Below are 14,852 nucleotides of genomic sequence, written 5' to 3' on the forward strand. Positions count from 1 at the left end.
GGAGCCCAGCATGAACGAGTTGTCACGGAGAAGGTTCGTCCAGGCCGGCGGCGTCGCCGCCGCGGCGGTCACGGCGAGCGGCGCGGTCGCGTCGCCGGCCCTCGCGGCGCCCGCGGCCGCGCCGCACCGGTCGCTGCACCCCACCGACCTGCGGGTCGACCACCTGCCGTCGCCCCTCGGCATCGACGACACGGCGCCGACGCTCTCCTGGCGGTTCGCCGCCGGGCCGCGCGACGCCGTCCAGACCGCCTACCAGGTGCGGGTGGCGAGCGCGGACGCCCGCCTCGCCCGCGCCGACCTGTGGGACTCCGGCAAGGTCGCCGGGGGCGCCGTCTCGGCCGTGTACGCGGGACGCGCGCTGACGTCCCGGCAGCGCGCCTCGTGGCAGGTCCGCGTGTGGGACGGGCAGGGCCGCGCGTCCGCGTGGAGCGACCCGTCCCACTTCGAGATGGGCCTGCTCGCCCCCGCCGACTGGACGGCCGCGTGGATCGGGAACGCGGTGTGGTCGTCCGACCCGGAGCCCGCGCCCGCGACGGTCGCGTTCGCCGCCCGCACCGCCCGGTACGTCCGGCTGGACGTGACCCGGCTCGGGCTGCCCATCAAGGAGGGCTGGCCCTACAAGGTGTCGCGGCTCCAGCTCGCCGAGATCCAGGTGCTGGACGGGGCGTCCGGTCCGAACCTGGCGGCGAAGGCGCCGGTCACCGCGTCGGAGAGCTACACCGTCGGGGGCCAGTGGGAGCCGAAGGCCGTCACCGACGGCCACCTCACCAGCGACGCCGCGCCCTTCGGCTACACGAGCCTGGAGCGCAGGGACCAGGCCCTCGACACGCCGATCTGGGTCCAGATCGACCTCGGCCGGGAGCAGCGGTTCGACCGGATCCTGCTCTACCCGCGCACCGACGAGACGACCGACGACGGTAGGACCCCCAACTTCCCGGAGGACTTCACGGTCCGGACCTCCGCCGACGGCGCGGCCTTCGACACGGCCGCCGCGGTCGAGGGCCAGGAGGCGCCGCCGCCGCTGCGCCGCCAGCCCGAGGCCCTGCCCGTCCTCAGGCGCGAGTTCACGATCGGCAGGCGCGTGCGCTCGGCCCGCCTCTACGCCACCGCCCTCGGCGTCCTGGACGTCACCGTGAACGGGCGGCCCGTCAGCGACGCCGTCCTCGAACCGCCCTACAGCAAGTACAAGGAGCGGATCGTCTACACCACCTACGACGTGACCAGGCTGCTCCACCGGGGCGGCAACACCGTCGAGGTGGAGCTGGGCACCGGCATGGCGCACGTGCCGCCGACGCCCGGCCGCTACGAGAAGCTGACCCGCTCGGACGGCAAGCCCGCGTTCCTGGGCCAGCTGGAGATCACCTACACCGACGGGTCGCGCGAGGTCGTCGGGTCCGACGCGTCCTGGCGCACGGCCCTCGGCGCCACCACGTTCACCAACTGGTACGGCGGCGAGGACCACGACGCGCGCCGCACCCGGCGGGACTGGACGGCGGCGGTGCGCGTCGCCGCGCCCACCGCCCGGCTCGCGGCCCGGGCGGCGCCGCCGATCGTCCCCGTCGAGACCCTGCGCACCAAGAAGATCACGAGCCCGAAGGACGGCGTCCACGTCGTGGACCTCGGCGTCAACTTCGCGGGCTGGCCGCTGCTGCGCGTCAGCGGCCCGGCCGGGACGAAGGTGACGATGCGCCCCGGCGAGCTGCTCGCCGCCGACGGGACCGTCAGCCAGCACACCACCGGCTCGCCCATCTGGGACACCTACACCCTCTCCGGCGCCGGCACCGAGACCTGGCACCCCCGGTTCTGCTACCACGGCTTCCGCTACCTGCAGCTCGAAGGGCTGCCCGGGGAGCCGGACGAGGGCACCGTCACCGGGATCGTCCTGCGCGCGGGCAACGCCAGGGCGGGCTCGTTCACCAGCTCGCACGGCCTCCTCAACGACATCCACAAGATCATCGACCGGGCCGTGCAGAGCAACATGTACTCCGTCCTCACCGACTGCCCGCACCGCGAGAAGCTCGGCTGGCTGGAGCAGGCCAACCTCGTGTTCCCCGCCGTCGCCCGCAACTACGACGTCGCCGCCTACTACGGCGAGCTCGTCCGCGACATCGCCGAGGCCCAGACCGAGGACGGGCTCGTCCCCGACATCGCGCCCGAGTTCACGGTGTTCTCCGGCGGGTTCAGGGACGACCCCAACTGGGGCAACGTCATCGTGTTCGCGCCCTGGCAGATGTACCGCGCGTACGGCGACGAGGCGACGCTGCGCACCTACTACCCGAACATGGTCCGCTACGTGGACTACCTGTCCGGGAAGGCGAAGGGGCACCTGCTCGACTACGGCCTCGGCGACTGGATCACCTTCGACGACAGCACCCCGAAGGGGGTGACCGCGACCTTCGGCTACCACCGCGCCGTCACCGCCCTCGCGCGGATCGCCGCGGTCCTCGGGAAGGGCGCCGACGCCGCCCGGTACGAGGCGCTCGCGGGCGAGATCGGCTCGGCGTTCGACGCGAAGTACGCCACCGGCGACACCTACGGGTCCGGAAGCCAGGCCTGCGACGCCCTCGCCCTCGACATGGGGGCCGTCCCGGCGGGCCGGAGGGACGCCGTCCTCACCCACCTGGTGAAGAGCATCGAGGCGAAGGGCTACCACCTGACGGTCGGCGAGATCGCACTGCCGTCGCTGTTCCACGTGCTGTCCGCGGCCGGGCGCGACGACGTCATCCACGCGGTCGCGACGCAGACCGGCAACCCCAGCTACGGCTACCAGGTCGTCCACGGCGCGACCTCGCTGACCGAGAACTGGGACGGCCCCACCTCGGGCGCCTCCCAGAACCACTTCATGCTCGGCGCGATCGACGAGTGGTTCCACGCCGCCCTCGCGGGGCTCGGCCAGACCGACGACTCGATCGGGTTCGCGACCCTCCTCGTCCGGCCGGCGGTCGTCGGGGACGTCACCCGCGCGTCCGCGACCTACGAGACGCCGCGCGGGCGCGCTGCGTCCTCGTGGCGCCGCGCCGGCAGGAGGCTCCGCCTGGACGTCACCGTCCCGCCGGGCACGCGGGCCCGCGTCGAGTACCCGCTCCTCGGCGGGTCCGCCAAGCCGAAGGCCCCGGAGGAGGCCAGGTGGATCGGCGTCCAGAACGGCCGCGCCGTCTTCGAGGTCGGCTCCGGCGACTGGACGTTCGAGGGGAGCGCGCCGTGACGGCCGGATGACCCCGCGGGCCGGGCCGCCCGGCCCCGGCCCGCGGTCGTCCCGGCCATGTTTGACGGCACGTCGCTGGGCAGGAGAGCGCACGGCACACAGTCGAGGAAGGAGGGACGCCGTGACCGTACCGAACGTGGACCTCATCGACGGGACCGCGATGCCGCAGCTCGGCTTCGGGGTGTTCCAGGTGGGGGACGAGGAGGCCGAGAACGCGGTGACGGTCGCCCTGCGGAACGGCTACCGCAGCATCGACACCGCCAGCGCCTACGGCAACGAGGAAGGCGTCGGACGCGCGCTGCGCGCGTCGGGCCTGCCGCGCGAGGAGCTGTTCGTCACCAGCAAGCTCTGGAACAGCGACCAGGGCTACGACGACGCCATGCGCGCCTACGACGCGAGCCTGCGCCGCCTCGGCCTGGAGTACCTGGACCTCTACCTGATCCACTGGCCGATGCCGGGCCGCGACATGTACCTGGAGACCTGGCGGGCGCTGGAGCGGCTGAAGCACGACGGGCGGGTGCGGTCGATCGGCGTCTCCAACTTCACCGTGGAGACGCTGCGGCGCGTCATCGACGAGGCCGGCGTCGTCCCCGCCGTCAACCAGATCGAGCTGCACCCGTACTTCCAGCAGGACGGGATGCGCGCCTTCCACCGGGACCACGGCATCCGCACCGAGGCGTGGGCGCCGCTCGGGCAGGGGCACGGGCTGCTGGACGACCCCGCGCTCGACCGCATCGCCCGGCTGCACGGCCGCACCGCCGCGCAGATCGCGCTCCGCTGGCACCTGGAGATCGGGAACGTGGTCATCCCGAAGTCGGCGACGCCGTCCCGGATCGCCGAGAACATCGACGTCTTCGGCTTCGAGCTGACCCCGGACGACATGGAGACGCTCGGCGAGATGGACAAGGGCGTCCGCTTCGGGCCCGACCCGGCGACGTTCGAGACGGACTAACCGGGCCCCGGGACCAGCGCGGCACGCCGGCGCCGCGGGAGACCCCAAGATCGTAACGTTGAGCTGCCGAGCGTAACGTTCCGTGTATGGGGGAGAGGCGGGGAACCTGGACGGGGCCCGGCGGTTTACGGGTGACGGCGGTGCGGCTGACCGGCGCGCACCGCGCGTGGGCGGACTTCGCCGGCGTGCGGGGGGAGAGCGCGCTGCTGGTGACGCGGGACGGCGTGCCCGTCGGCCGCGGCTACTACCCGTCCGTCGAGGACCTGGCCGAGGTCGTCGACCTGGCGGAACTGCGCGCGGGGTAGTGGTTGCGCCGACGCCTCCGCGCGTGTAGTCGTAACGGGTGGAACAGCGCGGATGTGACGTCGTCGTGGTGGGATCGCTCAACGCCGACCTGGTGGTGGGCGTGGGACGGAGGCCCGCGCCGGGGGAGACCGTGTTCGGGTCCGACCTGGCCACGCACCCGGGCGGCAAGGGCGCCAACCAGGCGGTCGCGGCGGCGCGGCTCGGCGGTCGGGCCGCGATCGTCGGCCGGGTCGGCGACGACGGGCACGGCGCCCTGCTGCGCGGCGCCCTGGCCGCGGACGGCGTCGACCTCGCGCACCTGGCGACCACGCCGGGCGTCCCGACCGGCGTCGCGCTGATCACGGTCGGGCCGGACGGCGACAACAGCATCATCGTCTCGCCCGGCGCCAACGCCAGGCTCGGCCCCGCCGACGTCGAGGCGGCCCGCGCGCTGATCGAGAGCGCGCCGGTGACGTCGTTCCAGCTGGAGGTGCCGCTGCCCGCGGTGGAGGCCGCCGCGGGCCTCGCCGCCCGGGCGGGCCGCCGGGTCGTGCTGAACCTCTCGCCGGCCGCGCCCGTCCCGGACGGGCTGCTCGCCCTCTGCGACCCCCTCGTCGTCAACGAGCACGAGGCCGCCTTCCTCCTCGGCGGGGACGGCGCCCCCGCCGAGATGGCGGCGGAGCTCGCCGGGGCGGGCCCGCGCTCCGTCGTGATCACGGTCGGCGCCGACGGCGTCGTGGTCGCCGACGGCCGGGGCGCGGACGCCGTCCCGTCCCCGCGGTCGGAGGCGGTCGACACCACGGGCGCCGGGGACGCCTTCACCGCCGGGCTGTGCCTGCGCCTCGCACGCGGCGACTCGCTGCGGGACGCGGCCCGCTACGCCACCCGCGTGGGCGCCGCCGCGGTCCGCCGCCCCGGCGCGCAGAGCTCGTTCCCCGCGCACGGCGACCTCCCCGTCCACTAGGGATCCTGTCTCGAAATGGTCTTGGCCATGCGCGCGAACGCGTGAACTGCCCGGTGGAGCGAAGCCGGAGGCGAGCGGAACCGGGCAGATCGCGAAGCGATGCCGCGTTCGCCCAGGCCCGGTCACGTAGCGAGCCGCCAAGGCGAGCGAAGTGGGCCGGGACTGAATGAACACAGCCGCCAAGGCGAGCGAAGTGGGCCGGGACTTTGAGACGCAGCCAGGGTCAGCGGTCGGTGCGGGCGCGGAGCCGGTACAGCTCGTCGGCGGCGTCGTGGACGTCCGAGCCCAGGTCGTACGCGCTGAGCAGGAACAGGTCGTCGGCGGTCTCGATCTCCAGGATCCGCGTGTGCAGCAGGAGCCGGCGCCGCTCGTCGACCCGGATGGAGACCACCTCGTCCCAGCGCAGGCGGTGGCGCCTGGCGTAGCCGGTCACGACGGTCAGGCCGTCGCCGTCGGCGGCGAGCCGGACCGGGGCGATCAGGTCGCGCAGCGCGAGCACGTTCAGCCCGAGCGCCGCCGCGCCCGCCAGGAACCGGAACTGGGGGTCGTGGGAGTACAGCACGAGCAGCGCCGTGACGGCCGCCGCGGCGGCGCACTTGACCACCACATGACCTGGCGGTACGCGCCACCGCCGCTCCTGACCCGGCTCCATGCCGCCGACCATAGCCGCAGCCGGGGCCTGCCCGCGCCATGGATCGGTCCGATAGCGTCGGGGCCATGCGACTCGGTGTGCTGGACGTGGGTTCGAACACGGTGCATCTCCTGGTGGTGGACGCCCACCAGGGCGCGCGGCCCCTCCCCGCCTACTCCCACAAGGCGGACCTGAGACTCACCGATCACCTGGAGGACGGCGAGCGGCTCTCCGGCGAGGGAGAGGCGCTGCTGCGCGACTTCGTCGACGAGGCCCTCCAGGTCGCCGAGGACAAGGGCGTGGAGAACCTGGTCGCGTTCGCCACCTCCGCCGTCCGCGACGCCGCCAACGGCGAGGACGTGCTGGCGCGCATCCGCGAGGACAAGCGGATCGACATCCGGGCGCTGTCCGGCGAGGAGGAGGCGCGGCTGACGTTCCTCGCCGTCCGGCGCTGGTTCGGCTGGTCCTCGGGGCGGCTGCTGGTGGTGGACATCGGCGGCGGCTCGCTGGAGATCGCCTCCGGCCTCGACGAGGAGCCGGACGTGGCGTTCTCCCTGCCGCTCGGCGCCGGGCGGCTCACCCGCGACCGGTTCACCGCGGACCCGCCGCCCGCCGAGGAGGTCCGCAACGTGCGCCGGCACGTCCGCGCGGAGATCGCGCGGCGGGTCGGGGACGTCGCCCGGTACGGGGCGGCCGACCACGCGGTCGCCACGTCCAAGACGTTCAAGCAGCTCGCCCGGATCGGCGGCGCCGCCTCGACGGCCGACGGCCCCTACCAGCGGCGCGTCCTCGCCGGCGGGGCCCTCACCGACTGGACCGACAAGCTCGCCGCGATGCCCGCGGCCGAGCGCGCCGAGCTGCCCGGCGTGTCCGAGCGGCGGGCCCCGCAGCTGCTCGCCGGCGCGATCGTCGCCGACGCCGCGATGGACCTGTTCGAGCTGCCGGAGCTGGAGATCTGCCCGTGGGCGCTGCGCGAGGGCGTCATCCTCCGCCGCCTCGACATGATCACCGGCTGAGCGCGGGGCCCGGTCCGGCCGTCACGACCAGTTCGGGTGGCCGAACACCCGGCCCTCGGGCGTGACCGCGCGGTCGCCGGTGCCGTCCGCGCGGACGGCGCGGATCAGCGGGTCGGTGACGGCGCCGCGCACGTAGGCGAGCCAGCGGCCGTCGCCCGACCACGCCGGGTCCATGTCGCGCGCGGCCCCGGACGTCAGCGCGTGCGCGCCGGACCCGTCCGCGTTCATGATCCAGATGTCGCTCCCGGCGGCGGGGCCCCGCACGAAGGCGACCCTGGAGCCGTCGGGGGACCACTCCGGGTCGACCGCGCGCACGCCGTCCCCGCTCAGCCGCGTCCAGGCGCCGCCGGGCCGGCCGGCGTCCATGGTGTAGATCTGCTCCACGTCGGAGTCCCGCTCGCTCCAGAACACGATCTTGCCCGTGGACGACCACATCGGATCGTCCTTGAGGGAGCCGTCGGTGGTCAGCTGGGTGGCCGGGCCGCCGTCCACGGCGACCGCGAAGATCTGCCGGACGCCGTCCTTCTCGGCCATGTAGGCCAGCCGGGCGCCGTCGGGCGACCACGTCACGCGGGTGCCGCGCACGATGCCGGCGACCTTCCGGGCGCCGGACCCGTCGGCGTTCACCACCCAGGCCTCGCCGCTCCGCGGGCCCATCCTGGTGAAAGCGACGCGCTTGCCGTCCGGTGACCGCTCGGGGAGGACGTCGCAGGTCGGCCCGCCCACCAGCGTCGTCGCGGACGCGTCGCCGGGCCTGTAGACGCCGATGTCGGCGTTGCACGACGCCGGCCACCCGGGCGCGGTGTCGATGCGGACGAACATCGGGGCGGTGGGGAACGCCGCCGAGCCCGCCGCCGCGTTCCGCGCGTCGCCGGAGTCCCGGCCGTTGAGGTAGACGGCGCCCGCCACGATCCCGGCGACCAGCAGTCCCACCGCGGTCGACGCGGCGAGCACGCCGCGCCGCGACGAGCCCCGGCCCCCGGCCGGAGGCGCCGGGAACTCCCGCGCGGTGGGCGGGTCGGTGCGGCGCTCGTACACGGGTTCGGTCCGCGGCTCCGGCTGGGGCGTCGGCTGCGGCTGAGGTTGAGGGAGGGGCCGCGGGACGTCCTGGGACGTGGCCGACGGGTCGGCGGCGCGGGTGACCGCCGGGGCGCCCGCGGGCGGGGCGGTCCACGACTCGCCCAGCTCGGTCGTCACGGCGGCCTCGCCGGAGCCGCCGACCAGCGCCAGGAGCAGGTCGCGGGCGCTCGGCCGCTGCGCGGGGTCCTTGCGCAGCGACGCCTGGACGAGCCCGGCCAGCGACGGCGGCAGATCGCCGATCTCGGGGTCGGCGTGCACGGCGCGGGCCGCCATGATCTGGAACGAGCCCTGCCCGAAGGGGTTGCGGCCGCTGGCGGCGAACGCCACCAGGCAGCCCCAGGCGAACACGTCCACGGCGGGGGTGACCTGCTGCGTGGTGATCTGCTCGGGGGCGATCCAGCCGGGCGTGCCGACGACCTGCCCGGTCCGGGTGTGGGAGGAGGCCATGTCCAGCGCGCGGGCGATCCCGAAGTCGATCACGCGCGGGCCGGAGATGGACAGCAGCACGTTGCTCGGCTTCAGGTCGCGGTGCACCAGGCCCGCGCTGTGGATGGCGACGAGCGCGGCGGCGACGCCGACCGCGACGCCGTGCAGCATCCCCGGCGACAGCGCCCCGTTGGCGCTGACGTGCTGGAGCAGCGACGGCCCGTCGATGTACTCGGTCACCATGTAGGCCAGCCCGAGGTCCTCGCCGTGCTCCAGGACCTGCGCCGTGCAGAACGACGCGACGCGCTGGGCGTTGGCGGCCTCGTCGTGGAAGCGCGCGAGGAACGTCCTGTCGCCCGCCAGCTCGGCCCGGACCACCTTCACGGCCACGGCCCGCCCGTCGGCGTCGCGGCCGAGGTAGACGGCGCCCATCCCGCCCTCGCCGATCTTGGCCTCGATGCGGTACCGGCCGATCCGGGACGGATCGTCCGGACGCAGCTCACCCAGAGAGGTCGCGTCCATGGAGTCTCACCTTCCGCCCCCACGGAGCCACGTCTTGGCGGCCGCCACCACGGCGGCACGCGGCCCCAACGCCTCCATACGATGACAGAGGAGGGCGCGAGGTTCTAGCGAGAGCCGCCCGATCTCGGCTCAGTGGAAGTTGCGGGCCCGGACGCGGCCGGGGACCGGCAGCCGGCGCAGCCGGGTCGCGCGCACGTTCACGACCCCGTCCACGCGCTCCAGGCGGCCGCTGACCAGCAGCGCCTGCGAGTCGACGGCGAGGGCGCGGTGCCGCTGGAACACCTGCGGCGGGCACACCACGTTGATGATGCCGGTCTCGTCCTCCAGGGTCATGAACACGATGCCGCCGGCCGTCGGCGGGCGCTGCCGGTGGGTGACGAGCCCGGCGACGACGACGTTGGTCTCGCCCGGCGTCCCCGCGAGCCGCGCGGACGGCAGCGCGCCCAGCTCGTCCAGCGCCTCCCGGACGTGCGCGACCGGATGGGTGTGGGAGACGCCGGTCGCCCACAGGTCGGCGAGGGTCTCCTCGATCGGCGTCATCGCCGGGAGGGCGGGGGCGGACGCGCCCGGCGTGACGCCCTCGATCCGCCCCGGGCCGGAGCCCGCCAGCGCGCCCGCCGCCCAGAGCGCCTCGCGCCGCGACAGGCCGAACCGGTCGAAGGCGCCCGCGGTGGCGAGGGCCTCCAGGGCGCCGGCCGACAGCGGCACGCGGCGGGCGAGGTCCTCCATGCTCGTGTAGGGGCGTCCGGCCGCCACGGCCTCCGCGGTGTCGTCCCCCAGGTTGCGGATGCCCGCCAGCCCCAGCCGTATCGCCGGCTGCGGCGCCGCGGGCGCGTGGGGATGGCCGGAGGCGACCTCGACGGGCCCCTCCAGGGTGGGGTGGACGTCGCTGGCGTCGATGTCCACGGCCCGGACCTCGACACCGTGCCGCCGGGCGTCGGCGAGGAGGCTCTGCGGGCTGTAGAAGCCCATGGGCTGGTTGCGCACCAGGGCCGCGGTGAACGCGGCGGGGTGGTGGCGCTTCAGCCAGGCGCTGGCGTACACCAGATGGGCGAAGCTCTGCGCGTGCGACTCGGGGAACCCGAAGCCGGTGAAGCCGAGGATCTTCTCGTACACGCTCTCCGCGATCGGGGCCGGGATGCCGCGCCCGGCCATCCCGTCGAGCAGCCGCCGCCTCAGCCGCTCGACGCGCTCGGGGGCCCGCTTGGCGCCCATCGCCTGCCGGAGCCGGTCGGCCTCCGCCGGGGTGAAGCCCGCGCAGTCGACGGCGAGCTGCATCATCTGCTCCTGGAACAGCGGGACGCCGAGCGTCCGGGACAGGGCCGGCTCCATCAGCGGGTGCGGGCAGTCGGCGGGCTCCAGGCCCTTGCGCCGCCGCAGGTAGGGGTGCACGGACCCGCCCTGGATCGGCCCCGGCCTGATCAGCGCCACCTCCACCACCAGGTCGTAGAACTCGCGGGGCCTCAGGCGGGGCAGCGTCGCCATCTGCGCCCGCGACTCGACCTGGAACACCCCGACCGTGTCGGCGTCGCACAGCATGTCGTAGACCTCCGGGTCGTCCGGGGGGATCGACTGGAGGTCGTGCCGCCGGCCGTGGTGCTCGGCCACCAGGTCGAAGCAGTCGTGCAGCGCCGCGAGCATCCCGAGGCCGAGCAGGTCGAACTTGACGAGCCCGGCCGCCGCGCAGTCGTCCTTGTCCCACTGCAGGACGCTGCGTCCCGGCATCGACGCCCACTCGATCGGGCAGATCTCCCCGACGGGCCGGTCCGCGATGACCATGCCGCCGGAGTGGATGCCGAGGTGGCGCGGCAGCGTCAGCATCCGGTCCGCGAGCTCCCTCACCGGGGCCGGGATGCCGGTCTCCGCCCCGACGGGGTCGCGCGGGTCGATGCTCTTCGACCAGGCGTCCTGCTGGCCGGGGGAGAAGCCGAGCGCGCGCGCCGCGTCCCGGACGGCCATGCGCGGGCGGTAGCTGATGACGTTGGCGACCTGCGCGGTGTGCTCCCGCCCGTACTTCTCGTAGACGTACTGGATGGCCTCCTCGCGGCGCCGGTGCTCGATGTCCAGGTCGATGTCGGGCGGGCCGTCCCGTCCGGGCGAAAGGAAGCGCTCGAACAGCAGGCCGTGCCGGACGGCGTCGACCCCCGTGATGCCGAGCGCGTAGCAGACCGCCGAGTTCGCCGCCGAGCCCCGCCCCTGGCACAGGATCCCCTTGCTCCGGCAGAACTCCACGATGTCGTGCACGATCAGGAAGTAGCCGGGGAAGCGGAGCTGCTCGATCACGTCCAGCTCCCGGGCGATCTGCTCGTAGGCGCCGGAGACCCGCTCCCGCTCGGGCGGCCCGTACCGCTGGAGCGCGCCCTCCTTCACCAGGCGCCGCAGCCAGCTCGCCTCGTCGTGCCCGTCCGGGACGGGCCAGTCGGGCAGCCGGGGCGCGACGACGTCGAAGGCGAACCGGCACTCCTCCGCCAGCGCGACCGTCCGCTCCCGGACTCCGGGGAACCGCGCCAGCCGCCTCTCCATCTCCGCGCCGCTGCGGATGTGCGCGGTGCCGCCCGCCGGAAGCCAGCCGGCCATGTCGTCCAGGCCGCGCCGGGCCCGGACGGCGGCCATGGCCTGCGCGAGCCGCGCGTCGGCTCCGGGCGCGGCGAAGTGGACGTTGTTGGACGCCACCACGTCCACCCGGGCCCGGCGCGCGAGCGCGAAGAGGGCGTCGTTGCGCAGGTCGTCGTCGGGCTGGTCGTGGTCGACCAGCTCGACGAACACGTTCTCGCGGCCGTAGGCGCCGACCAGCGCGCGCAGCTCCCGCTCCGCCGCGTCGGGGCCGCCCGCCTCCAGCGCCGCCGGGACCGGGCCCTTGCGGCAGCCGGTGAGGACGGCCCAGTGCCCGCCGTGCGCGCCGGCCAGCGCCTCCGCGTCGTACACCGGGCGGCCCTTGCGCCCGCCGGCGAGCTGCGCGGACGTGATCGCCGAGCAGAGCCGCGCGTACCCGGGGGCGCCCCGCGCGAGCACCAGCAGGTGCCGGCCCGCCGGGTCGGGCTCGCCGGTCCGCGGCCCGGGCAGGCCGAGGCCCAGCTCCGCGCCGAACACCGTGCCGATCCCGGCCTCGCCGGCCGCCCGCGCGAACTGCACGGCCCCGTACATGCCGTCGTGGTCGGTGACCGCCATCGCCCGCACGCCGAGCCGCGCCGCCTCGGCGACGAGCGAGCCGGGGTCGCTCGCCCCGTCCAGGAAGCTGAACGAGGAGTGGACGTGGAGCTCCGCCCACGGCACCTCCGCCTCGGCGCGGCGGGGGACGGCGGCCGGCTCCGGCGGCGGCTCGGGCGCCCGCTCGCCGGGCCGCCACGACAGCCGCTCCTCGAACTCCCGCCACGGGATCGGCGGGTTGTGCCATCCCATCAGCCGGGGCGCCTTCCGCTCGTCGGGGGCCGCTCAGTCATAGACGGCCTCGACGTGCCAGCGCCCGCCCTCGACGGCGAGCAGGTAGGCGGCGCCGTCGTCGGTGGTGACCTGGAACCGGGCGCGGCGGCGCGCGGCGGACGGGTCCCACCAGCGCTCGTCCGCCGGCCACGGGCCCGTCCAGCCGGTCACGGCGGCGGGACGGCCGTGCACGCGCAGCGTCGCGGGCGGCGCCGACACCTCGCACCGCGCCGACACCACGACCGCCGCGCCGGACGCGTCGGCCAGCTCGGCGGGCGCGGGCGCCGCCGGGACCACCGCCGGCGCGGGCCCGGACACGCTCCCGGGCCACGGCCCCTCCCGCGGTTCGGCGGGGGCCAGGTCGCCGACCGGGACGCGGACGACCCGCTCGCCCGGCCCGCGCCCGCCCACCAGCACGGGCCGCGCGATCCCCTGGTGGCCGAGGAGCGCCTGGATCCGGTCGGCGGCCCGCGCGACGCGGTCGGTGACGGTGGTGCGCCCCCAGAGCCCCTCCTGCCGTCCGAGGTCGGGGACGAGCTGGTCGGGCGCCAGTTCGACCCACGTGACACCGCCCCAGCCGTCCTCGCCGCCGCCGTCCCCGGCGGGCCGGTGGGCCGACAGCTGCCACCGCACCCGCTCGGCGACGGCCAGCGCCGACAGCCCGTCGTGCCGCCACAGCCGCCGCAGGACGTGCCCGTCGGCGAACCCGGCCGCGACCTCCAGCCGGACGCACGCCAGCCCGCCCGCCGCGAGGCCCTCGTGCAGCTCGCCCGCGAGGCGCTTCGCCGCGAACACGACCCGCTCCGCCTGCTCGGCCGGCGGGTCGAAGGCGGCGCGCACCGACAGGTCGGCGGCGGCGCGGACCGGCGCGAGCGGGCGCGGCTCCTCGCCCCGCGCCAGCCGGTGCGCGAGCGCGCCGTCCGTCCCGAAGCGGCCCGCGACGTGCCCGGACGGGAGGGCCGCGAAGGCGCCGAGGCTCGCGACGCCGAGCCGCCGCAGCAGGTCGGCCAGTTCCGGCCGGTCGAGCACGGACAGGGGGTACGGGGCGAGGAACGCCGCCGCGCCGCCCTCCGGCACGACGACGCCGCCCTGCCCCGCCCGCGCCGCCAGCTCGGCCGCGAACAGCCCGTCCGCGACGCCCGAACCGCAGTCGTGGCCGGCCTCGACGACCGTGTCCTGGACGAGGACGCGCAGCGCCTCCTCGCCTCCGTAGAACCGGGCGGGGCCGCGCGCCGGGATCGCGCACAGCCCCGGCCGCACCACCTCCACGCGCGGCGTCAGCTCCGCGACCGCCTGCGCGACCGCCTCGAAGCGCCGCCCCTCCGCGTCGGTGTCGCGCTCGCGGACCGCCAGCTCGGGGCACCGCCGCTGGGCGTCGCGGACGCGCTGACCGCGCCGCACCCCTCGGCGCGGGCCGCCGCCGAGCACGCCGCCACCTGCCCCCGCGCGACCACGGCGCCCGGGGTGGCCGCGTCGATCCCGACCGCGGTGACCGGCCAGTCGGGGCACCACGCCGCGAGGACCCTGGTCACGCGATCCCCTCCTCGACCGGCACCCGCACGAGCGGCGGGAGGGCGGAGGGGCGCGGGTGGACGGGCGCGCCCGCGGCCACGGCGCCGGGCACCAGCTCCAGCGGGGGCCGCGCCGTCTCCACCGGCCGGACGGAGCCGTCGGGCGCCGGGAGCCAGAGGAGGGCGCCGCGGCCGGAACCGGGGGCGTCGCGCCCCTCGGCGACGACCTGGACGCGGCGGCCGGTGAGCCGGCCGTGCCCCTCGGCGAGGCCCTCCCACACCGGGTCCTCCGCGCGGAGGCGGAGCCGCGTGCCGGGCCAGTCGCGGGCGAACGCGCCGGTCAGCGTGAGGACGCAGCCGTGCTTGCGGGCCAGCGCCGACAGCCGGCGGACCGCGGCGGCGCCGGGGCGCTCGGGCGGGCACAGCAGGACCAGCTCGACGGCCTCGGCCAGGGCGGCGACCACGTCGGGCCAGCGGTCGCCGGGCTCGTCGACGAGCAGCAGCCGCTCGGGCGCGGCGCCCATGCCCGCCGCGGCGGCCACGCCGAAGCCGGGGAGGCCGACGACGCCGCACCAGCCGCCGGCGCCGTCCTCGCCGCCGTGCCGGGACACGCCCGCGGCGAGGGCGAGGCCGAGGGAGGCGGCGCCGGGGCCGTCCAGCCCGACGACCGAGCCGGGCCGCAGCCCGCCGCCGGGGACCACGCCTCGCAGCGCGGGCAGCACCGGCACCGCCGCGTGCGGCGCCGTCGCCGGCCCGGCGTCCTCCAGCGCCGCCGCAAGTTCCCGCAGGGCCGCCTCCGGCACGCTCGCCCTCCTCTCACGCCCTCCCGCACAAATCTCG

10 protein-coding genes are annotated in these 14,852 nt (G+C 76.1%); 5 read left to right on the forward strand and 5 right to left on the reverse strand.

The annotated features are described in order from the left end of the window. The first annotated feature begins 10 nt into the window (after positions 1 to 10). The 4 genes from ACQEU6_RS45420 to ACQEU6_RS45435 all read left to right on the forward strand — a co-directional run bounded on the left by ACQEU6_RS45420 (position 11) and on the right by ACQEU6_RS45435 (position 5,406). Positions 11 to 3,205 carry a family 78 glycoside hydrolase catalytic domain gene (locus ACQEU6_RS45420; protein ID WP_499340000.1) on the forward strand — a complete coding sequence of 1,065 codons (3,195 nt, stop codon included), beginning with the start codon at positions 11 to 13 and terminating at the stop codon, positions 3,203 to 3,205. Positions 3,206 to 3,365: 160 nt separating this feature from the next. Then, on the forward strand, positions 3,366 to 4,157 hold the full coding sequence (locus tag ACQEU6_RS45425) for an aldo/keto reductase (RefSeq protein ID WP_499340566.1): 792 nt from the start codon (positions 3,366 to 3,368) through the stop codon (positions 4,155 to 4,157). A gap of 131 nt (positions 4,158 to 4,288) precedes the next feature. Beyond that, entirely contained in the window at positions 4,289 to 4,462 is a 174-nt protein-coding gene (locus ACQEU6_RS45430) for a hypothetical protein (protein WP_499340001.1), read from the forward strand. 38 nt (positions 4,463 to 4,500) lie between these two features. Then, a complete protein-coding gene (locus ACQEU6_RS45435; RefSeq protein WP_499340002.1) occupies positions 4,501 to 5,406 on the forward strand; it encodes a ribokinase in 906 nt (301 codons plus the stop codon). A gap of 223 nt (positions 5,407 to 5,629) precedes the next feature. Here ACQEU6_RS45435 and ACQEU6_RS45440 read toward each other — a convergent pair whose 3' ends face one another. Beyond that, entirely contained in the window at positions 5,630 to 6,058 is a 429-nt protein-coding gene (locus ACQEU6_RS45440) for a PH domain-containing protein (RefSeq protein ID WP_499340003.1), read from the reverse strand. Between the two features lie 65 nt (positions 6,059 to 6,123). Here ACQEU6_RS45440 and ACQEU6_RS45445 point away from each other — a divergent pair, with 65 nt between their 5' ends. Continuing rightward, a complete protein-coding gene (locus ACQEU6_RS45445) occupies positions 6,124 to 7,053 on the forward strand; it encodes a Ppx/GppA family phosphatase (RefSeq protein ID WP_499340004.1) in 930 nt (309 codons plus the stop codon). Between the two features lie 21 nt (positions 7,054 to 7,074). Here the strand turns inward: ACQEU6_RS45445 and ACQEU6_RS45450 are convergent, their stop codons facing one another. The 4 genes from ACQEU6_RS45450 to imuA' form a co-directional block, all read right to left on the reverse strand. Continuing rightward, positions 7,075 to 9,081 (reverse strand): protein kinase domain-containing protein, encoded by a 2,007-nt coding sequence (locus tag ACQEU6_RS45450; protein ID WP_499340005.1) that lies wholly within the window; start codon positions 9,079 to 9,081, stop codon positions 7,075 to 7,077. Positions 9,082 to 9,210: 129 nt separating this feature from the next. After that, positions 9,211 to 12,480: an error-prone DNA polymerase gene (locus ACQEU6_RS45455; RefSeq protein WP_499340006.1), complete on the reverse strand. Its 3,270-nt coding sequence runs from the start codon at positions 12,478 to 12,480 to the stop codon at positions 9,211 to 9,213. A 33-nt stretch (positions 12,481 to 12,513) separates the two neighbouring features. Next, on the reverse strand, positions 12,514 to 13,929 hold the full coding sequence (locus ACQEU6_RS45460; protein WP_499340007.1) for a DNA polymerase Y family protein: 1,416 nt from the start codon (positions 13,927 to 13,929) through the stop codon (positions 12,514 to 12,516). Between the two features lie 100 nt (positions 13,930 to 14,029). After that, positions 14,030 to 14,815, reverse strand: a complete 786-nt coding sequence (imuA', locus tag ACQEU6_RS45465) for a DnaE2-dependent mutagenesis accessory factor ImuA' (RefSeq protein ID WP_499340008.1) — start codon at positions 14,813 to 14,815, stop codon at positions 14,030 to 14,032. Positions 14,816 to 14,852: the final 37 nt, after the last annotated feature.

Origin of the sequence: Spirillospora sp. CA-108201, assembly GCF_050936235.1 — a bacterium.
In the GTDB taxonomy this organism is placed as follows: Bacteria; Actinomycetota; Actinomycetes; order Streptosporangiales; family Streptosporangiaceae; genus Spirillospora.

What these genes read in the sequence shown, in the direction of transcription:
- ACQEU6_RS45420 (WP_499340000.1), top strand. Translation starts at nt 11, where the DNA reads ATGAACGAGTTGTCACGGAGAAGGTTCGTCCAGGCCGGCGGCGTCGCC.
- ACQEU6_RS45425 (WP_499340566.1), top strand. Translation starts at nt 3,366, where the DNA reads ATGCCGCAGCTCGGCTTCGGGGTGTTCCAGGTGGGGGACGAGGAGGCC.
- ACQEU6_RS45440 (WP_499340003.1), bottom strand. Translation starts at nt 6,058, where the DNA reads ATGGAGCCGGGTCAGGAGCGGCGGTGGCGCGTACCGCCAGGTCATGTG.
- ACQEU6_RS45445 (WP_499340004.1), top strand. Translation starts at nt 6,124, where the DNA reads ATGCGACTCGGTGTGCTGGACGTGGGTTCGAACACGGTGCATCTCCTG.
- ACQEU6_RS45450 (WP_499340005.1), bottom strand. Translation starts at nt 9,081, where the DNA reads ATGGACGCGACCTCTCTGGGTGAGCTGCGTCCGGACGATCCGTCCCGG.
- ACQEU6_RS45455 (WP_499340006.1), bottom strand. Translation starts at nt 12,480, where the DNA reads ATGGGATGGCACAACCCGCCGATCCCGTGGCGGGAGTTCGAGGAGCGG.